This window comes from Psychrobacillus sp. FSL K6-4046, assembly GCF_038624605.1.
Taxonomy (GTDB): Bacteria; Bacillota; Bacilli; order Bacillales_A; family Planococcaceae; genus Psychrobacillus.
This window is the reverse complement of the sequence record NZ_CP152020.1, coordinates 85,098-105,906: the sequence shown is the minus strand read 5'-3', so window position 1 is coordinate 105,906 and position 20,809 is coordinate 85,098. Positions and strand designations below refer to the sequence as shown.

Genomic DNA, 20,809 nt, shown 5'->3' with positions numbered 1-20,809 from the left:
GGCGCTCCAATCAATAAATGTAAATAGATTTAGCATCGAGAAAGCGCTAATAAATTTACTCGCATAAACAAAGCTAAAAAACTGTCACCAACCCCATTTTCATCATCTATTTATGTTCTTAATAGAAAGCATACTAGTGAGAAAGTAAAGTAGAATTCAGATTTATTAAAGCTAAGGGTTGTCTTCAGGGGTATTATGGAAGTTATACTAAAGCTAACAGTTAGGTTAGTTGAAGGAGGAAAAAATGTTCGAGTATAGAATATATTTATATCAACACTCTTACATCTTTAAATTAGAAAGGGGTTGCATTAAATGACCGAGGTTTTTTTAAAGGTTCAAGACGTACTTGAAAATTACAAAACAGCAATTTACGAAAAAGATGTTGAAAAATTCTTATCTATGTATGCACCTGATGTGCATATTTATGATTCCTGGGAGAACTGGGAGAGCAAGGGGATTTCTTCATGGGAGGCAAGCGTGGTAGAGTGGTTTAACGGATTGAGCGAGGATCGCAGTCTACTCAAAGTTGATTTTAGTGACCTAGTCGTTGAAGAAAATTCACATCTTGCATTTATATATTGTGCTGTAACTTTTGCTGCTCACCAAGAAGAATCTGATGAGAAAATTCGTCAAATGACAAATCGGATCACATATTGTTTAAAAAAAGTGAACGAATTTTGGTATATAGCTCACGAACATTCATCATTGCCTATAAATTTTGAGACTGGTAAGGGAATTTTTAATTTGAAGTGAAAAATATACTTTTGGGATTGGAGATAAAGAAATTCCAGCTTTATTTCCTTTTTTCTAGCTTTTGATAAAGATAAAACAAAAAAGCCGCCACCGATTACTCGGTGACGACTTGCTTTGGTGCCCAGCGACGTCCTACTCTTGCAGGGGGAGACCCCCAACTACCATCGGCGCTGAAGAGCTTAACTTCCGTGTTCGGTATGGGAACGGGTGTGACCTCTTCGCCATCATCACTAGACCTTTTCGGCTTTCAATACATGTATTGAAACCCTACTGAGTTGTTCACTCAAAACTGGATAAAAGACATCATTAATCGAAACAAACAATTTGGTTAAGTCCTCGATCGATTAGTATTCGTCAGCTGCACGTGTCGCCACGCTTCCACCCCGAACCTATCTACCTCATCGTCTTTGAGGGATCTTACTTACTTGCGTAATGGGAAATCTCATCTTGAGGGGGGCTTCGTGCTTAGATGCTTTCAGCACTTATCCCGTCCACACATAGCTACCCAGCGATGCCCTTGGCAGAACAACTGGTACACCAGCGGTGTGTCCATCCCGGTCCTCTCGTACTAAGGACAGCTCCTCTCAAATTTCCTACGCCCACGACGGATAGGGACCGAACTGTCTCACGACGTTCTGAACCCAGCTCGCGTACCGCTTTAATGGGCGAACAGCCCAACCCTTGGGACCGACTACAGCCCCAGGATGCGATGAGCCGACATCGAGGTGCCAAACCTCCCCGTCGATGTGGACTCTTGGGGGAGATAAGCCTGTTATCCCCGGGGTAGCTTTTATCCGTTGAGCGATGGCCCTTCCATGCGGAACCACCGGATCACTAAGCCCGTCTTTCGACCCTGCTCGACTTGTAGGTCTCGCAGTCAAGCTCCCTTCTGCCTTTACACTCTTCGAATGATTTCCAACCATTCTGAGGGAACCTTTGGGCGCCTCCGTTACACTTTAGGAGGCGACCGCCCCAGTCAAACTGCCCGCCTGACACTGTCTCCTACCCGGGTTACGGGTATGGGTTAGAATTTCAATACAACCAGGGTAGTATCCCACCGACGCCTCCTCCGAAGCTGGCGCTCCGGGCTCTAAGGCTCCTACCTATCCTGTACAAGTTGCACCAAAATTCAATATCAAGCTACAGTAAAGCTCCACGGGGTCTTTCCGTCCTGTCGCGGGTAACCTGCATCTTCACAGGTACTATAATTTCACCGAGTCTCTCGTTGAGACAGTGCCCAGATCGTTACGCCTTTCGTGCGGGTCGGAACTTACCCGACAAGGAATTTCGCTACCTTAGGACCGTTATAGTTACGGCCGCCGTTTACTGGGGCTTCAATTCGCACCTTCGCTTGCGCTAAGCACTCCTCTTAACCTTCCAGCACCGGGCAGGCGTCAGCCCCTATACTTCACCTTACGGTTTTGCAGAGACCTGTGTTTTTGCTAAACAGTCGCCTGGGCCTATTCACTGCGGCTCTTCTAGGCTATTCACCCAAAAGAGCACCCCTTCTCCCGAAGTTACGGGGTCATTTTGCCGAGTTCCTTAACGAGAGTTCTCTCGCTCACCTTAGGATTCTCTCCTCGACTACCTGTGTCGGTTTGCGGTACGGGCACCTCCCACCTCGTTAGAGGCTTTTCTTGGCAGTGTGAAATCAGGAACTCCGGACATACGTCCTTGCCATCACAGCTCAATGTTACAGAGTGCGGATTTGCCTACACTCACACCTCACTGCTTGGACGTGCATAACCAACAGCACGCTTACCCTATCCTACTGCGTCCCCCCATCACTCAAACGGTGGGGTGGTGGTACAGGAATATCAACCTGTTGTCCATCGTCTACGCCTATCGGCCTCGACTTAGGTCCCGACTAACCCTGAGCGGACGAGCCTTCCTCAGGAAACCTTAGTCATACGGTGGATGGGATTCTCACCCATCTTTCGCTACTCATACCGGCATTCTCACTTCTAAGCGCTCCACCAGTCCTTCCGGTCTGACTTCAACGCCCTTAGAACGCTCTCCTACCACTGATACCAAAGGTATCAATCCACAGCTTCGGTGATTTGTTTAGCCCCGATACATTTTCGGCGCAGCGTCACTCGACCAGTGAGCTATTACGCACTCTTTAAATGATGGCTGCTTCTAAGCCAACATCCTGGTTGTCTAAGCAACGCCACATCCTTTTCCACTTAACAAATACTTTGGGACCTTAGCTGGTGGTCTGGGCTGTTTCCCTCTTGACTACGGATCTTATCACTCGCAGTCTGACTCCCAAACATAAATCATTGGCATTCGGAGTTTGTCTGAATTCGGTAACCCGGGATGGGCCCCTAGTCCAAACAGTGCTCTACCTCCAAGATTCTAACGTTTGAGGCTAGCCCTAAAGCTATTTCGGAGAGAACCAGCTATCTCCAGGTTCGATTGGAATTTCTCCGCTACCCACACCTCATCCCCGCACTTTTCAACGTGCGTGGGTTCGGACCTCCAGTAAGTGTTACCTCACCTTCATCCTGGACATGGGTAGATCACCTGGTTTCGGGTCTACGACCACATACTCATTCGCCCTATTCAGACTCGCTTTCGCTGCGGCTCCGTCTTCTCAACTTAACCTCGCATGTAATCGTAACTCGCCGGTTCATTCTACAAAAGGCACGCCATCACCCGTTAACGGGCTTTGACTATTTGTAGGCACACGGTTTCAGGGTCTATTTCACTCCCCTTCCGGGGTGCTTTTCACCTTTCCCTCACGGTACTGGTTCACTATCGGTCACTAGGTAGTATTTAGCCTTGGGAGATGGTCCTCCCGGATTCCGACGGAATTTCACGTGTTCCGCCGTACTCAGGATACACTCTGGAGGGAATGAACTTTTGACTACGGGGCTTTTACCCTATCCTGCGGACCTTTCCAGGTCGCTTCGTCTAGCTCATTCTTTTGTAACTCCGTATAGAGTGTCCTACAACCCCAAGAGGCAAGCCTCTTGGTTTGGGCTCTTCCCGTTTCGCTCGCCGCTACTCAGGGAATCGAATTTTCTTTCTCTTCCTCCAGGTACTTAGATGTTTCAGTTCCCTGGGTGTGTCTCAGATGCGCTATGTATTCACGCAAATGTACTGCCCCATTACGGGCAGTGGGTTTCCCCATTCGGAAATCTTCGGATCGAAGCTCACTTACAGCTCCCCGAAGCATATCGGTGTTAGTGCCGTCCTTCATCGACTCCTAGTGCCAAGGCATCCACCGTGCGCCCTTATTAACTTAACCTAAAAGTTAAAAGTACTACACTTGCAATCACGTAAGTGATCACAATTTGAATATCTTGCGTTTGTTTCTTTTTTTGATGTCGTTTTATCCAGTTTTCAAAGAACAAATTATTTCGTTGGTGGAGCCTAGCGGGATCGAACCGCTGACCTCCTGCGTGCAAGGCAGGCGCTCTCCCAGCTGAGCTAAGGCCCCGAAATAAAAAAAGGTATGGTGGGCCTAAATGGACTCGAACCATCGACCTCACGCTTATCAGGCGTGCGCTCTAACCAGCTGAGCTATAGGCCCTCTTTGAATTTCCATATCTATTAAAAATATTAATATACATGAACATTCAAAACTGAACTGCAAAACGTTAAGATACAGATAAAGATCTGTATTCCGAATATATCCTTAGAAAGGAGGTGATCCAGCCGCACCTTCCGATACGGCTACCTTGTTACGACTTCACCCCAATCATCTGTCCCACCTTCGGCGGCTGGCTCCCAAAAGGGTTACCCCACCGACTTCGGGTGTTACAAACTCTCGTGGTGTGACGGGCGGTGTGTACAAGGCCCGGGAACGTATTCACCGTGGCATGCTGATCCACGATTACTAGCGATTCCGGCTTCATGTAGGCGAGTTGCAGCCTACAATCCGAACTGAGAACGGTTTTATGGGATTTGCTCACCCTCGCGGGGTTGCGACCCTCTGTACCGTCCATTGTAGCACGTGTGTAGCCCAGGTCATAAGGGGCATGATGATTTGACGTCATCCCCACCTTCCTCCGGTTTATCACCGGCAGTCACCTTAGAGTGCCCAACTGAATGCTGGCAACTAAGATCAAGGGTTGCGCTCGTTGCGGGACTTAACCCAACATCTCACGACACGAGCTGACGACAACCATGCACCACCTGTCACCGCTGTCCCCGAAGGGAAAAGCCTATCTCTAGGCCGGTCAGCGGGATGTCAAGACCTGGTAAGGTTCTTCGCGTTGCTTCGAATTAAACCACATGCTCCACCGCTTGTGCGGGCCCCCGTCAATTCCTTTGAGTTTCAGTCTTGCGACCGTACTCCCCAGGCGGAGTGCTTAATGCGTTAGCTGCAGCACTAAGGGGCGGAAACCCCCTAACACTTAGCACTCATCGTTTACGGCGTGGACTACCAGGGTATCTAATCCTGTTTGCTCCCCACGCTTTCGCGCCTCAGCGTCAGTTACAGACCAGAAAGCCGCCTTCGCCACTGGTGTTCCTCCAAATCTCTACGCATTTCACCGCTACACTTGGAATTCCGCTTTCCTCTTCTGTACTCAAGTCCCCCAGTTTCCAATGACCCTCCACGGTTGAGCCGTGGGCTTTCACATCAGACTTAAAGGACCGCCTGCGCGCGCTTTACGCCCAATAATTCCGGACAACGCTTGCCACCTACGTATTACCGCGGCTGCTGGCACGTAGTTAGCCGTGGCTTTCTAATGAGGTACCGTCAAGGTACGAGCAGTTACTCTCGTACTTGTTCTTCCCTCACAACAGAGTTTTACGATCCGAAAACCTTCTTCACTCACGCGGCGTTGCTCCATCAGACTTTCGTCCATTGTGGAAGATTCCCTACTGCTGCCTCCCGTAGGAGTCTGGGCCGTGTCTCAGTCCCAGTGTGGCCGATCACCCTCTCAGGTCGGCTACGCATCGTCGCCTTGGTGAGCCGTTACCTCACCAACTAGCTAATGCGCCGCGGGCCCATCCTGTAGTGACAGCCGAAACCGTCTTTTAACATTTCCTCATGTGAGGTAATGGATTATTCGGTATTAGCCCCGGTTTCCCGGAGTTATCCCAATCTACAGGGCAGGTTGCCCACGTGTTACTCACCCGTCCGCCGCTAAATCAGAAGAAGCAAGCTTCTTCATCATCCGCTCGACTTGCATGTATTAGGCACGCCGCCAGCGTTCGTCCTGAGCCAGGATCAAACTCTCCATAATAGAGAACTTAAAAAGCTCATTTTGTTTTGCTGGCATCATCATTAAATGATGTCAAAAATTGTTTTGCGTCAATCAAGCCGAAGCTTGTTGATGCTGTATGTCTTAACGTTTTGCATGTTCAGTTTTCAATGTTCATGGTGGAGCCTAGCGGGATCGAACCGCTGACCTCCTGCGTGCAAGGCAGGCGCTCTCCCAGCTGAGCTAAGGCCCCGAAATAATAATAACTGGTCGGGAAGACAGGATTCGAACCTGCGACCCCTTGGTCCCAAACCAAGTGCTCTACCAAGCTGAGCTACTTCCCGTTATATGGCGCGCCCGGCAGGAGTCGAACCCACAACCTTCTGATCCGTAGTCAGACGCTCTATCCAATTGAGCTACGGGCGCTAATTATTCATAAAAGTGGTGCCGAGGACCGGAATCGAACCGGTACGGTAGTCACCTACCGCAGGATTTTAAGTCCTGTGCGTCTGCCAGTTCCGCCACCCCGGCACTTCAATGAATCTTTGGAGCGGAAGACGAGGTTCGAACTCGCGACCCCCACCTTGGCAAGGTGGTGTTCTACCACTGAACTACTTCCGCTCGGTTATTAAGTTAAGTGGTGCGGGTGAAGGGAGTCGAACCCCCACGCCTTGCGGCGCTAGATCCTAAGTCTAGTGCGTCTGCCAGTTCCGCCACACCCGCATATTTATTTCACAAAAGTGAATGAGCCATGAAGGACTCGAACCTTCGACCCTCTGATTAAAAGTCAGATGCTCTACCAACTGAGCTAATGGCTCGGAAAATGGTGCCGGAGAAAGGACTTGAACCCTCAACCTACTGATTACAAGTCAGTTGCTCTACCAGTTGAGCTACTCCGGCAGGAGTAAAATTATGGTGGAGGATGACGGGCTCGAACCGCCGACCCTCTGCTTGTAAGGCAGATGCTCTCCCAGCTGAGCTAATCCTCCTGGGTAATATTTTTTTATTGCAAGCCCAGCGACGTCCTACTCTTGCAGGGGGAGACCCCCAACTACCATCGGCGCTGAAGAGCTTAACTTCCGTGTTCGGTATGGGAACGGGTGTGACCTCTTCGCCATCATCACTAGACTTGAATAATAATTGAAAGACAAGTTTTATTATATCAACTATGTAGATTATTACAAGCTTTTTTTAAATAAAAATTTATTCTTTCAAAACTGAATAAACTGACATCTTAGAAACAAACAATTTGGTTAAGTCCTCGATCGATTAGTATTCGTCAGCTGCACGTGTCGCCACGCTTCCACCCCGAACCTATCTACCTCATCGTCTTTGAGGGATCTTACTTACTTGCGTAATGGGAAATCTCATCTTGAGGGGGGCTTCGTGCTTAGATGCTTTCAGCACTTATCCCGTCCACACATAGCTACCCAGCGATGCCCTTGGCAGAACAACTGGTACACCAGCGGTGTGTCCATCCCGGTCCTCTCGTACTAAGGACAGCTCCTCTCAAATTTCCTACGCCCACGACGGATAGGGACCGAACTGTCTCACGACGTTCTGAACCCAGCTCGCGTACCGCTTTAATGGGCGAACAGCCCAACCCTTGGGACCGACTACAGCCCCAGGATGCGATGAGCCGACATCGAGGTGCCAAACCTCCCCGTCGATGTGGACTCTTGGGGGAGATAAGCCTGTTATCCCCGGGGTAGCTTTTATCCGTTGAGCGATGGCCCTTCCATGCGGAACCACCGGATCACTAAGCCCGTCTTTCGACCCTGCTCGACTTGTAGGTCTCGCAGTCAAGCTCCCTTCTGCCTTTACACTCTTCGAATGATTTCCAACCATTCTGAGGGAACCTTTGGGCGCCTCCGTTACACTTTAGGAGGCGACCGCCCCAGTCAAACTGCCCGCCTGACACTGTCTCCTACCCGGGTTACGGGTATGGGTTAGAATTTCAATACAACCAGGGTAGTATCCCACCGACGCCTCCTCCGAAGCTGGCGCTCCGGGCTCTAAGGCTCCTACCTATCCTGTACAAGTTGCACCAAAATTCAATATCAAGCTACAGTAAAGCTCCACGGGGTCTTTCCGTCCTGTCGCGGGTAACCTGCATCTTCACAGGTACTATAATTTCACCGAGTCTCTCGTTGAGACAGTGCCCAGATCGTTACGCCTTTCGTGCGGGTCGGAACTTACCCGACAAGGAATTTCGCTACCTTAGGACCGTTATAGTTACGGCCGCCGTTTACTGGGGCTTCAATTCGCACCTTCGCTTGCGCTAAGCACTCCTCTTAACCTTCCAGCACCGGGCAGGCGTCAGCCCCTATACTTCACCTTACGGTTTTGCAGAGACCTGTGTTTTTGCTAAACAGTCGCCTGGGCCTATTCACTGCGGCTCTTCTAGGCTATTCACCCAAAAGAGCACCCCTTCTCCCGAAGTTACGGGGTCATTTTGCCGAGTTCCTTAACGAGAGTTCTCTCGCTCACCTTAGGATTCTCTCCTCGACTACCTGTGTCGGTTTGCGGTACGGGCACCTCCCACCTCGTTAGAGGCTTTTCTTGGCAGTGTGAAATCAGGAACTCCGGACATACGTCCTTGCCATCACAGCTCAATGTTACAGAGTGCGGATTTGCCTACACTCACACCTCACTGCTTGGACGTGCATAACCAACAGCACGCTTACCCTATCCTACTGCGTCCCCCCATCACTCAAACGGTGGGGTGGTGGTACAGGAATATCAACCTGTTGTCCATCGTCTACGCCTATCGGCCTCGACTTAGGTCCCGACTAACCCTGAGCGGACGAGCCTTCCTCAGGAAACCTTAGTCATACGGTGGATGGGATTCTCACCCATCTTTCGCTACTCATACCGGCATTCTCACTTCTAAGCGCTCCACCAGTCCTTCCGGTCTGACTTCAACGCCCTTAGAACGCTCTCCTACCACTGATACCAAAGGTATCAATCCACAGCTTCGGTGATTTGTTTAGCCCCGATACATTTTCGGCGCAGCGTCACTCGACCAGTGAGCTATTACGCACTCTTTAAATGATGGCTGCTTCTAAGCCAACATCCTGGTTGTCTAAGCAACGCCACATCCTTTTCCACTTAACAAATACTTTGGGACCTTAGCTGGTGGTCTGGGCTGTTTCCCTCTTGACTACGGATCTTATCACTCGCAGTCTGACTCCCAAACATAAATCATTGGCATTCGGAGTTTGTCTGAATTCGGTAACCCGGGATGGGCCCCTAGTCCAAACAGTGCTCTACCTCCAAGATTCTAACGTTTGAGGCTAGCCCTAAAGCTATTTCGGAGAGAACCAGCTATCTCCAGGTTCGATTGGAATTTCTCCGCTACCCACACCTCATCCCCGCACTTTTCAACGTGCGTGGGTTCGGACCTCCAGTAAGTGTTACCTCACCTTCATCCTGGACATGGGTAGATCACCTGGTTTCGGGTCTACGACCACATACTCATTCGCCCTATTCAGACTCGCTTTCGCTGCGGCTCCGTCTTCTCAACTTAACCTCGCATGTAATCGTAACTCGCCGGTTCATTCTACAAAAGGCACGCCATCACCCGTTAACGGGCTTTGACTATTTGTAGGCACACGGTTTCAGGGTCTATTTCACTCCCCTTCCGGGGTGCTTTTCACCTTTCCCTCACGGTACTGGTTCACTATCGGTCACTAGGTAGTATTTAGCCTTGGGAGATGGTCCTCCCGGATTCCGACGGAATTTCACGTGTTCCGCCGTACTCAGGATACACTCTGGAGGGAATGAACTTTTGACTACGGGGCTTTTACCCTATCCTGCGGACCTTTCCAGATCGCTTCGTCTAGCTCATTCTTTTGTAACTCCGTATAGAGTGTCCTACAACCCCAAGAGGCAAGCCTCTTGGTTTGGGCTCTTCCCGTTTCGCTCGCCGCTACTCAGGGAATCGAATTTTCTTTCTCTTCCTCCAGGTACTTAGATGTTTCAGTTCCCTGGGTGTGTCTCAGATGCGCTATGTATTCACGCAAATGTACTGCCCCATTACGGGCAGTGGGTTTCCCCATTCGGAAATCTTCGGATCGAAGCTCACTTACAGCTCCCCGAAGCATATCGGTGTTAGTGCCGTCCTTCATCGACTCCTAGTGCCAAGGCATCCACCGTGCGCCCTTATTAACTTAACCTAAAAGTTAAAAGTACTACACTTGCAATCACGTAAGTGATCACAATTTGAATATCTTGCGTTTGTTTCTTTTTTCGATGTCATTTTATCCAGTTTTCAAAGAACAAGTTAAAAAGTAAAAAGCTTTAAATGCTCATATAGAATGAACATTCAAAACTGAACTGCAAAACGTTAAGATACAGATAAAAATCTGTATTCCGAATATATCCTTAGAAAGGAGGTGATCCAGCCGCACCTTCCGATACGGCTACCTTGTTACGACTTCACCCCAATCATCTGTCCCACCTTCGGCGGCTGGCTCCCAAAAGGGTTACCCCACCGACTTCGGGTGTTACAAACTCTCGTGGTGTGACGGGCGGTGTGTACAAGGCCCGGGAACGTATTCACCGTGGCATGCTGATCCACGATTACTAGCGATTCCGGCTTCATGTAGGCGAGTTGCAGCCTACAATCCGAACTGAGAACGGTTTTATGGGATTTGCTCACCCTCGCGGGGTTGCGACCCTCTGTACCGTCCATTGTAGCACGTGTGTAGCCCAGGTCATAAGGGGCATGATGATTTGACGTCATCCCCACCTTCCTCCGGTTTATCACCGGCAGTCACCTTAGAGTGCCCAACTGAATGCTGGCAACTAAGATCAAGGGTTGCGCTCGTTGCGGGACTTAACCCAACATCTCACGACACGAGCTGACGACAACCATGCACCACCTGTCACCGCTGTCCCCGAAGGGAAAAGCCTATCTCTAGGCCGGTCAGCGGGATGTCAAGACCTGGTAAGGTTCTTCGCGTTGCTTCGAATTAAACCACATGCTCCACCGCTTGTGCGGGCCCCCGTCAATTCCTTTGAGTTTCAGTCTTGCGACCGTACTCCCCAGGCGGAGTGCTTAATGCGTTAGCTGCAGCACTAAGGGGCGGAAACCCCCTAACACTTAGCACTCATCGTTTACGGCGTGGACTACCAGGGTATCTAATCCTGTTTGCTCCCCACGCTTTCGCGCCTCAGCGTCAGTTACAGACCAGAAAGCCGCCTTCGCCACTGGTGTTCCTCCAAATCTCTACGCATTTCACCGCTACACTTGGAATTCCGCTTTCCTCTTCTGTACTCAAGTCCCCCAGTTTCCAATGACCCTCCACGGTTGAGCCGTGGGCTTTCACATCAGACTTAAAGGACCGCCTGCGCGCGCTTTACGCCCAATAATTCCGGACAACGCTTGCCACCTACGTATTACCGCGGCTGCTGGCACGTAGTTAGCCGTGGCTTTCTAATGAGGTACCGTCAAGGTACGAGCAGTTACTCTCGTACTTGTTCTTCCCTCACAACAGAGTTTTACGATCCGAAAACCTTCTTCACTCACGCGGCGTTGCTCCATCAGACTTTCGTCCATTGTGGAAGATTCCCTACTGCTGCCTCCCGTAGGAGTCTGGGCCGTGTCTCAGTCCCAGTGTGGCCGATCACCCTCTCAGGTCGGCTACGCATCGTCGCCTTGGTGAGCCGTTACCTCACCAACTAGCTAATGCGCCGCGGGCCCATCCTGTAGTGACAGCGAGATGCCGTCTTTTAACATTTCCTCATGTGAGGGAATGGATTATTCGGTATTAGCCCCGGTTTCCCGGAGTTATCCCAATCTACAGGGCAGGTTGCCCACGTGTTACTCACCCGTCCGCCGCTAAATCAGAAGAAGCAAGCTTCTTCATCATCCGCTCGACTTGCATGTATTAGGCACGCCGCCAGCGTTCGTCCTGAGCCAGGATCAAACTCTCCATAATAGAGAACTTAAAAAGCTCATTTTGTTTTGCTGGCATCATCATTAAATGATGTCAAAAATTGTTTTGCGTCAATCAAACCGAAGCTTGTTGATGTTGTATGTCTTAACGTTTTGCATGTTCAGTTTTCAATGTTCATTGCGCCGTTCGTTTTGGCGACTTTATTATCTTACCAAATCTACTTTTCAATGTCAACAACTTTTTTCAAGTTATTTTTGTGAGATTTAGAAGTAAAATTGGGAACTTGATTACTATACCACCCTGCCAGCACCTTTTACAAGGGCTTTTTAAAAGTAAAATAATTAAAATAATTCTCACCCAATATATAGTCGTATAAATAGAAAGAGACACTACTACTAGTAGTGTCCCATTCTTAAGCTCTTTAATCTCTATGACGCATCGTAGGGAATAATAAAACATCGCGAATAGATGGGGAGTTTGTTAATAACATTACCAAACGATCTATTCCAATTCCTAGTCCACCTGTTGGTGGCATTCCATATTCTAATGCCTCTAAGAAATCTTCATCCATTTCATGTGCTTCATCGTTTCCGGCAGCTTTCTCTTCTAATTGCGCTTCAAAGCGATTACGTTGATCGATAGGATCGTTTAACTCTGTGAAAGCATTAGCATGCTCACGACGAACAATAAACAGCTCAAAGCGATCTGTAAAACGTCCATCCTCTGGATTTTTCTTCGCAAGTGGAGAAACTTCTACTGGATGTCCATAGATAAATGTTGGTTGAACTAAAGTTTCTTCTACCTTTTGTTCAAAGAATTCGTTTAGTACATGTCCCACTTCCATAGAAGGTTTAACTTCTACTCCATGTTCTTTAGCCAAGGCATGAGCTTCTTCTTTCGTCATCTCTTTCCAGAAATCAACTCCTGAAGTCTCTTTGACTGCATCTGCCATATGCCAGCGTCTCCAACCAGGAGCAAGATTGATCTCATCATCTCCATACATAACTGTAGTAGAACCAAGAACTTCTTGAGCAACATGTGCTACTAGATTTTCTGTTAGATTCATGATGTCTTTATAGTCAGCGTATGCCTCATATAACTCAATCATTGTAAATTCAGGATTATGACGAGTAGATACACCTTCATTACGGAATACACGGCCTATTTCATAAACCTTTTCTAAACCACCTACAATTAGACGCTTTAAGTGTAATTCAATTGCAATTCGTAAATAAAGCTCCATATCTAATGCATTGTGATGAGTAATAAACGGACGAGCTGCTGCTCCCCCTGCTACAGTATGTAACAATGGTGTCTCTACTTCTAAATAACCTTGGCTATCTAAGTAACGACGCATAGATTGAATAATACGGCTTCTAGTGATAAAAGTGTTTTTGCTTTCAGCACTAGTCATTAAATCTAAGTAGCGTTGACGGTAGCGTTGTTCAACATCTTTTAACCCGTGGAATTTCTCTGGCATTGGACGTAAGGATTTAGTTAAGAAGGTAAACTCTGTTGCTTTTACTGACAATTCACCTACCTGAGTTCTAAATACTTTACCTCGAACGCCTACGATGTCACCTAAGTCTGCTGTAGTAAATAGCTCGTAAGCATCTTCACCAATTGCATCTTTTCGTACATAAATCTGAATTTGGCCGCCTAGATCTTGTATATGCGCAAACCCAGCTTTTCCTTTTCCGCGCTTCGTCATGATTCGCCCAGCTATTACTACTTCGTGAGGCGTTTCTTCTAACTGCTCTTTTGTGAACTCTTCAAATTCAGAAACGACTTGGTCACTTAAATGAGTTCTTTCAAACTTTCCGCCAAATGGATCTAATCCTTTTTCTTGTATCGTAGTCATCTTCTGGCGTCTCACCAAAAGTTGATCATTTAATTCTTCCATGTTAGACATTTCCTTCACTCCTTTTACAATCTATTATTCGCAAGTATCCTTTACGTTGCATTTATTGTACACAATTTCAGTGTTTACTTCATCTTTTATTTCTGCCACTGAACCTAACGACTAAATAAAAAACGGAAAGAGCCGTCACTTGATGTGACAGCCCACTAAATTAAGCAAGAATTGTGCTAGCCTCATTATATTCCTTTAAAGACTCTTCTGCAAAGAAGCGCAAGTAATCCTTAAGCTCTTGTGCGGTTTCTGTTTGGTTAATCATATTTCTAGCCGTCCCGTTTCCACGGATTCCTTTAAGATACCAAGCTGCATGCTTACGCATTTCACGGACCGCAATATGCTCTCCCTTAAGAGCAGTCAGCCGATCAAAATGTAATAAACATACGTCAATCTTCTCTTGCACAGTAGGTTCAGGCTTTAGCTCGCCTGTTTCAAGATATTCCACTGTACGATAAATCATCCATGGATCACCTAATGCTGCTCGTCCGATCATTACACCATCAACGCCTGTTTCATCTAACATACGTTTTGCATCTTGTGGAGTGTTCACGTCCCCATTACCGATGACAGGAATATTAACTGCTTCTTTCACTTGTCGTATTAAGTCCCAGTTAGCTTCTCCCTCATACATTTGTACACGAGTACGTCCGTGTACGGCAACGGCTGCTCCACCAGCGCTCTCGACTGCTTGTGCATTTTCTACCATATATAAGTGTTCTTCATCCCAGCCTGTACGCATTTTTACACTTACAGGTTTTTTTACATTATCTACAACTGCAGATACCATCTCATATATCTTGTTAGGGTCTAAGAGCCATCTTGCCCCAGCCTCACATTTTATAATCTTATTCACTGGGCAACCCATGTTAATATCAATAATATCAGCTGAAGTGTGCTGATCAACATATTGCGCTGCAGCTACTAGTGTTTCTTTTTCTCCGCCAAAGATTTGCAAAGACAATGGATTTTCACGTTCATCAATGTAAAGCATGCTTAATGTTCTTTCATTTTTTTGAACAATTCCCTTATCGCTAATCATTTCTGCATAGACAAGTCCCGCTCCAAACTCTTTAACCGTTAGACGGAATGCTGAGTTACAAATACCAGCCATAGGTGCCAAAACCACCCGGTTATCCATTACATGGTTACCAATTTGAAATGGCTTAGTCGGTGCATTTGTCATTTATCTTCACCTGCCTCTATTTCTCCTTTTAGTTCTTCTAGCTTTATATCAAGTATGGCAGCAATCTTTTCCAACTGTGCTTCGGTTGGAGCTCGCTTACCTTGTTCAATTTTCCCAAGTATAGACACAGACATATCCATTTCTTTTGCAAGCTCGACTTGCTTGATCATCTTTAACCTTCGAAATGCACGAATGCGTCGACCCCATCGAACTTTCTCCATAAATGGACGCCCTCTTTCTGGTCATGCACTAAATTCGAAAAAGCTTGTTTTGTCCGCGGATCGATTATATTAGGATTTAACTCCATAAGCGGAACAAGCACGAAGCCTCTTTCTGCCATCCTAGGATGAGGAATAATGAGGTCTTCTGTTTTCATATTTTCTTCATTATACAACAAAATGTCAAGGTCTACTGTTCTTGGACCCCAGCGAACTATTCTCTTTCTCCCCAGTAAGTCCTCTATTTCATTGCATTTTCCTAATAATTCATGTGGAGTAAATAAAGTCTTCAGTTCTACAACTATATTTAAAAATGACGCTTGGTCCACGTAACCGACTGGAGCTGTCTCGTAGACCGACGACACCTTCAGAACATCTATCTGTTGTGTCTCCTTCAATAAACCAACTGCTTCTTGTAAAAATTCTAATCGATTCCCTATATTCGATCCTAAGGAAATGTATGCTACGTTCATAATATACCCCTCGTTATATCAACAGCTACCGAAGTGTAGTGGCCTACTATAGGAGGGTTTGGTTTTACTAGATGTATTCGGCATCCACTTACTTTTTCCTTATACTGCTCCAGTATTCGAGAAGCAATTCTTTCCGCAACAGCTTCTATTAACAAGTAGGGTTTTCCCTCCACGACCTCCTTACAAAGCTCAAACACCTCAGCATAGTTAACCGTTTCGTCTAAATTATCTGTTTCCCCGGCTTTTTTTAAGTCACAGGCAAGAGTCACCGTTACTTTAAAAATTTGCCCGAGCTTTGTTTCCTCTGGAAGTGCCCCATGAAATCCGTAAAATTCTAAATCATTTAAATGTATATAGTCCATCTGTTAAGCCTCCGCTTTCATCTCGATGCCTTTACCTAATAAAGCATCCATCATTTTCGTCATTCTTGCCATCTCCTTGACATCATGAACTCTCACTATATGACAGCCAAGCTGGACACCATAGCATACTGTCGCTCCAGTACCCTCCATACGTTCGTCCACTGGCAAATTTAATACATTACCAATCATACGCTTACGGGAAGTAGCCAACAATACTGGGTAGCCCATATCCACGAGGTCAGCTAAATGCTGCATCATTAAAATATTTTGATCATGAGATTTTGCAAATCCTATACCTGGGTCTAACCAAATATTTTCATGAGGTACACCTGCTGTCCTGGCAATATGGATGCTTTCTTCTAAATCCTTCTTCGCCTCTATCCAAAGATCTACATAGTCCTCACCATCTCGATTGTGCATGAGTATAATTGGGACATTGAATTCGGCTGCCACATTGGCAATCTCCGGATCTTTCTTAGCTCCCCAAATATCATTAATGATGTGCGCCCCGGCCTCTATAGCTGCTCTAGCTACAGCTGATTTATACGTATCAATAGAAATGATTGCATCCACTTGTCGGCTAATAGCTTGAATGACCGGCACAACACGTGCAATTTCTTCTTCATCAGATATTGGCGTGTATCCTGGTCTAGTGGACTCTCCCCCAACATCTATTATTTTTGCTCCTTCGGCTACCATTTGTTTTGCTCTACCGACAGCCTGCTCTATCTCGTTGAACCTTCCACCATCCGAAAAGGAATCCGGTGTAACATTAAGAATGCCCATTATAATCGTTTCATTTCGAAAATCTAGAGTAACTCCTCCAGCTTTAAATGTTTGTAAATTATGTTTTAAATTCATGTTATGCTCTCCTTTTTCCCTGAATACACGCAACATATTGTTTGTGGAGCTCTTTGTAAACAGGACCGAGATTTCCTAAAAACTGTTTCCCGCCAATACTTTTAATCGGAACCAGCTCCTGAACTGCGTTTGTTATAAAAACCTCTTCCGCAGATTCTAAATGATTCTTTGTGTAAAAACCTTCTTCTATATCGCTTGTACAATTTTTTAAAATCCATTTTCTCGTCGTTCCATTTAATATTCCAGTCTCAACAGAGGGAGTATATACTTTCCCGCCATTTACCCAAAAGACATTTGAAGTAATACCTTCTGCCACATAACCTGAGGCATTTATAAAAATCCCTTCCTGAACAGCTAGTGAGTCTAGTTCAAGCCTAGCTTGAACATTGTTTGCAAAGTGGTGGGATTTATGACGAATGCTGCTCTCTGGAGTATTTCTGACAGTCTTTAACCATACTGCCGACTTCTCTTTACCACGTATCATCGGAGGAAGGGGCTTTCGATATAAAATAACGGTTGGTTCCTGATAATTGTTTGGCTGTAATCCCAGATCATGAATACCTGCACTAACGTTTAAACGAAAATACCCGTCTTCCCCTTTATTCGCTTCTGTTAATAAATTCACAGCCTCCAAAATGGCCTGCTTGTCATATGGCAAGTCTATACGAAAATCGGCCAGTGCCTCTGTGAGTCTCAACCAATGCTCATCCCATAAAAATACGTTGCCATTGTAAGTACGAAACGTTTCGAAAAAGCCAAGGCCATATAAGAAGCCATGATCATAGGCTGATACCGTTAATTCACTAGCTTTATATAATTGCCCATTCTTCCAAGCCTCCATTTAGGATAGCTCCTTAGCATAGCAGTGGTCATGCACAAAGTTTTGGATTAGTTTTTTTCCTTCCTCCGTCATGATAGACTCCGGGTGGAACTGTACACCCTCTACTGGAAAATCCTTATGGCGTATTCCCATTATTTCTCCCTCCGCTGTCCAGGATGTAATTTCGAGACTGTCTGGAAGTGAGCCCCTCTCTACTATTAAAGAATGATAGCGAGTAGCAAGGAACGGGTTAGGCATATTCTTATTAACACCTTTACCATCATGAAAGACCGGAGACGTTTTCCCATGCATCAGTCGTTCTGCACGAATTACATTCCCCCCAAACGCTTGGCCAATGGATTGGTGTCCCAAACAAACCCCTAGTAAAGGTATTTTCCCGGCGAAATAGGTGATTACTTCTAAGCTGATACCTGCCTCGTTCGGGGTACAGGGACCTGGAGAAACAACTATAACTTGTGGTGATAATTGTTCGATGTCTTCTATTGAAAGCTCATCATTACGAACAACCTTTATCTCTACCCCACACTCTCCGATATATTGTACTAAATTGTAAGTAAAGGAATCATAGTTATCAATCATTAGAATCATTTGCTTGCTCCTTCCGCCATAGCCTTTGCCTGCCATAAAGCCTTTGCTTTGTTTATGGACTCTTTATATTCTGCACTAGGCTTTGAGTCAATTACTATACCTGCTCCTGCTTGGATATGAGCCATTCTATCTTGTATAAATGCAGTCCGTATAACGATATTAAGCTCTATATCCCCGGTATATCCAAGCCATCCTATAGAACCTGTATATAGTCCTCTTCGAACAGGCTCTAACTCATCTATGATTTCCATGGTTCTTATTTTTGGTGCTCCAGTAATGGTTCCACCTGGGAACATTGCTCTAACTATTTCTGCATTTGTCGCCCCTTGGCGTAGCTGCCCCTTAACATTTGAAACAATATGCATGACATGGGAATAACGCTCAATCACCATAAACTCATTTACTTCCACTGTGCCATAAGCTGAAACACGCCCTAAGTCGTTCCTCTCCAGATCTACAAGCATGACGTGCTCAGCACGCTCTTTTTCATTTTCAATTAGCTCATTGGCCAATAAAAGATCTTCTGCCTCGTCTTTCCCTCTTGGCCTTGTACCAGCGATGGGTCTTGTAGATAGCTCCAGCCCCTTTTTCTTTACTAATAGCTCAGGAGATCCTGATACGACAGTAAACTCCGGTGACTGTATATATGCCATATAAGGAGAAGGGTTGAAGGTACGCAATGCCTCATACATTTCAATGGCAGATGCTTTTAACTCTTTAGATTGACGAACTGATAAGTTAACTTGGAAAACGTCTCCTTGAGCAATATATTCTTGAATTTTTAGCGTAGCTTCTTCAAATTCCTCTGAACTCATCGACACATGTAGCTCCGATGAATCCTCTTGAACTTCCATTGCAGCTCCTGTCAAGAAGATTCTAGAGGATATGCCCTGATCGGCTGCCTGTTTGTATCGCTCTTCCATTTCCTCTAAATCCTCACTACTGCTAGAGAGCTTCATCAATGTTACTGTTTCAGTCTCCACATCCAACACAGCCCAGCTATCTAATAGATAAAAGTATATATCCGGTATATGCAAATCATCTTCTGAATGGGTTGGTAGCACTTCTATCTTTCTAGCATAATCGTAGCTAATAAATCCAGCTGCTCCCCCTTGAAAATCAGGAAGGCTGTTATCGTAATAAATCTTATAGTTTGCAATGAGACGCTCGAGCTCATCTAAGGGTTCGCCCTCTATAGATTCCTCCCCTCCTTCTCTCCACTTAACATGGATACCCTTCTCCTCAGACCTAATAGTAGCTAATGGATTCCAGGCCGCTACAGAAATATGACCGCCTCTCCCACTCTCTAAGAACAGATGATGTGTTTCGTTTTTGGTAAGCTCTTTATATCCATAAAAAAATGCCTCTTTAGACATTTGGAATGAATGTGTATGAAGATGTAATCCCACTATTTTCATTTCCCCCTAAAAACAATCTGACTTCATCTTAACGTGAAACTGTTACTTTTTGCCACAAAAAAGAGAGGAAGTAAACAAACTCCCTCTCGTTACATCAACTCTTATGAAATTAACTTTCGAAACATATATAAATTAGTCTTCAAATTGATAAAGAGGTGTACTCAAGTAACGTTCCCCGTTGTCAGGGATAACTGCAAGAACTTTTTTCCCTTTACCAAGTTGTTTCGCTAACTGAAGCGCTCCATAAATAGCAGCACCTGCAGATACTCCACCTAAGATTCCTTCACTTTTAGCAACTTCACGAGAAGTAGCATAAGCATCCTCGTTAGAAACTTGAATAATGGAATCATATAACTTAGTATCTAATACTTCTGGTACAAAGCCAGCGCCAATCCCTTGAATTTTATGCGGTCCTGGTTTACCACCAGAAAGGACACTTGAATCTTTTGGTTCAACTGCAGCAATGTGGATATTCGGGAATTTTTCCTTTAACACGCCACCAGCACCTGTAATTGTACCACCAGTACCGATTCCAGCAACAAATCCATCTAATTGGTCAAATGCTTCTACAATTTCAGGACCAGTTGTTAAACGGTGCACCTCTGGGTTTGCAGGGTTATTAAATTGTTGTGGCATAAACCAACCGTTTTCATTCGATAGTTCTAGCGCCTTCGCAATTGCACCCTTCATACCATCAGCTCCAGGTGTTAACACTAATTCAGCACCATATGCACGAAGTAAATTTCTACGCTCTAAGCTCATTGTGTCTGGCATTACTAATACAGCTTTATATCCTTTTGCTGACGCAATCATTGCTAGCCCGATTCCTGTGTTACCACTTGTAGGCTCAATAATTGTGCTTTCTGCATTTAATTTGCCTTCTTTTTCAGCATTTTCAATCATTGCTAGAGCAATACGATCTTTTACACTGCTTCCAGGGTTAAAATATTCTAATTTCACATAAACCTCAGCATCTTCTGGGCTAGTCACTCTGTTTAATTTAACAATCGGTGTTTTACCTATTAAATCTGCTACACTATTCGCTAATTTTGCCATTCTACGATTCACTCCTAATCCCTACTTGATTGATAGGTTTTATTTCCTATATCATATCAATCTTTGAGAACTACTGTCA

The 20,809-nt window shown here is 45.8% G+C and carries 11 protein-coding genes, 11 tRNA genes and 6 rRNA genes; 1 reads left to right on the top strand and 27 read right to left on the bottom strand.

What is annotated here, in order from left to right; all coding sequences use genetic code 11:
• Window positions 1–312: 312 nt before the first annotated feature.
• Window positions 313–753 carry a nuclear transport factor 2 family protein gene (locus tag MKY09_RS00550; protein ID WP_342560101.1) on the top strand — a complete coding sequence of 147 codons (441 nt, stop codon included), beginning with the start codon at window positions 313–315 and terminating at the stop codon, window positions 751–753.
• 119 nt (window positions 754–872) lie between these two features.
• On the opposite strand, the gene rrf (MKY09_RS00545) is transcribed toward MKY09_RS00550, so the two are convergent.
• The 27 genes from rrf (MKY09_RS00545) to cysK form a co-directional block, all read right to left on the bottom strand.
• Window positions 873–988 (bottom strand): 5S ribosomal RNA (gene rrf / locus MKY09_RS00545).
• A gap of 89 nt (window positions 989–1,077) precedes the next feature.
• Window positions 1,078–4,006 (bottom strand): 23S ribosomal RNA (locus tag MKY09_RS00540).
• 116 nt (window positions 4,007–4,122) lie between these two features.
• Window positions 4,123–4,198: transfer RNA gene (locus MKY09_RS00535), tRNA-Ala, on the bottom strand.
• A gap of 16 nt (window positions 4,199–4,214) precedes the next feature.
• A tRNA-Ile gene (locus MKY09_RS00530) sits at window positions 4,215–4,291 on the bottom strand.
• A gap of 109 nt (window positions 4,292–4,400) precedes the next feature.
• A 16S ribosomal RNA gene (locus MKY09_RS00525) occupies window positions 4,401–5,954 on the bottom strand.
• 135 nt (window positions 5,955–6,089) lie between these two features.
• Window positions 6,090–6,165: transfer RNA gene (locus MKY09_RS00520), tRNA-Ala, on the bottom strand.
• A 14-nt stretch (window positions 6,166–6,179) separates the two neighbouring features.
• A tRNA-Pro gene (locus MKY09_RS00515) sits at window positions 6,180–6,256 on the bottom strand.
• Between the two features lie 5 nt (window positions 6,257–6,261).
• Window positions 6,262–6,338: transfer RNA gene (locus MKY09_RS00510), tRNA-Arg, on the bottom strand.
• 16 nt (window positions 6,339–6,354) lie between these two features.
• Window positions 6,355–6,443 (bottom strand) — tRNA-Leu (locus MKY09_RS00505).
• Between the two features lie 15 nt (window positions 6,444–6,458).
• Window positions 6,459–6,533, bottom strand: a tRNA-Gly gene (locus MKY09_RS00500).
• A gap of 17 nt (window positions 6,534–6,550) precedes the next feature.
• Window positions 6,551–6,635: transfer RNA gene (locus tag MKY09_RS00495), tRNA-Leu, on the bottom strand.
• A gap of 22 nt (window positions 6,636–6,657) precedes the next feature.
• Window positions 6,658–6,730, bottom strand: a tRNA-Lys gene (locus MKY09_RS00490).
• A gap of 6 nt (window positions 6,731–6,736) precedes the next feature.
• Window positions 6,737–6,812 (bottom strand) — tRNA-Thr (locus MKY09_RS00485).
• Between the two features lie 13 nt (window positions 6,813–6,825).
• Window positions 6,826–6,901: transfer RNA gene (locus tag MKY09_RS00480), tRNA-Val, on the bottom strand.
• A gap of 23 nt (window positions 6,902–6,924) precedes the next feature.
• Window positions 6,925–7,040: ribosomal RNA gene (gene rrf / locus MKY09_RS00475) — 5S ribosomal RNA — on the bottom strand.
• A 121-nt stretch (window positions 7,041–7,161) separates the two neighbouring features.
• Window positions 7,162–10,090, bottom strand: a 23S ribosomal RNA gene (locus MKY09_RS00470).
• A 212-nt stretch (window positions 10,091–10,302) separates the two neighbouring features.
• Window positions 10,303–11,857 (bottom strand): 16S ribosomal RNA (locus MKY09_RS00465).
• Together the 16S, 23S and 5S rRNA genes with 11 tRNA genes alongside form the textbook arrangement of a ribosomal RNA operon.
• Window positions 11,858–12,236: 379 nt before the next feature.
• On the bottom strand, window positions 12,237–13,727 hold the full coding sequence (lysS, locus tag MKY09_RS00460) for a lysine--tRNA ligase (RefSeq protein ID WP_251557205.1): 1,491 nt from the start codon (window positions 13,725–13,727) through the stop codon (window positions 12,237–12,239).
• Window positions 13,728–13,887: 160 nt separating this feature from the next.
• A complete protein-coding gene (gene dusB, locus MKY09_RS00455) occupies window positions 13,888–14,913 on the bottom strand; it encodes a tRNA dihydrouridine synthase DusB (RefSeq protein WP_342567340.1) in 1,026 nt (341 codons plus the stop codon).
• Window positions 14,910–15,134 carry a helix-turn-helix transcriptional regulator gene (locus MKY09_RS00450; protein ID WP_169360380.1) on the bottom strand — a complete coding sequence of 75 codons (225 nt, stop codon included), beginning with the start codon at window positions 15,132–15,134 and terminating at the stop codon, window positions 14,910–14,912. Before MKY09_RS00450 ends, dusB begins: the two co-directional genes overlap by 4 nt.
• Complete coding sequence (gene folK, locus MKY09_RS00445) at window positions 15,086–15,607, bottom strand: 2-amino-4-hydroxy-6-hydroxymethyldihydropteridine diphosphokinase (protein ID WP_251557206.1); 522 nt, start codon at window positions 15,605–15,607, stop codon at window positions 15,086–15,088. Before folK ends, MKY09_RS00450 begins: the two co-directional genes overlap by 49 nt.
• A complete protein-coding gene (folB, locus tag MKY09_RS00440; RefSeq protein WP_251557202.1) occupies window positions 15,601–15,966 on the bottom strand; it encodes a dihydroneopterin aldolase in 366 nt (121 codons plus the stop codon). The genes folK and folB overlap by 7 nt, the downstream gene beginning before the upstream one ends.
• Window positions 15,967–15,969: 3 nt before the next feature.
• A complete protein-coding gene (gene folP / locus MKY09_RS00435; protein WP_169360378.1) occupies window positions 15,970–16,827 on the bottom strand; it encodes a dihydropteroate synthase in 858 nt (285 codons plus the stop codon).
• Window position 16,828: 1 nt separating this feature from the next.
• Window positions 16,829–17,668 (bottom strand): aminodeoxychorismate lyase, encoded by an 840-nt coding sequence (gene pabC / locus MKY09_RS00430; RefSeq protein ID WP_169360377.1) that lies wholly within the window; start codon window positions 17,666–17,668, stop codon window positions 16,829–16,831.
• A complete protein-coding gene (gene pabA / locus MKY09_RS00425; protein ID WP_251557197.1) occupies window positions 17,669–18,256 on the bottom strand; it encodes an aminodeoxychorismate/anthranilate synthase component II in 588 nt (195 codons plus the stop codon).
• A complete protein-coding gene (locus tag MKY09_RS00420; protein ID WP_342567339.1) occupies window positions 18,253–19,674 on the bottom strand; it encodes an anthranilate synthase component I family protein in 1,422 nt (473 codons plus the stop codon). Before MKY09_RS00420 ends, pabA begins: the two co-directional genes overlap by 4 nt.
• Before the next feature lie 132 nt (window positions 19,675–19,806).
• Window positions 19,807–20,730, bottom strand: a complete 924-nt coding sequence (cysK, locus tag MKY09_RS00415; protein WP_169360374.1) for a cysteine synthase A — start codon at window positions 20,728–20,730, stop codon at window positions 19,807–19,809.
• Window positions 20,731–20,809: the final 79 nt, after the last annotated feature.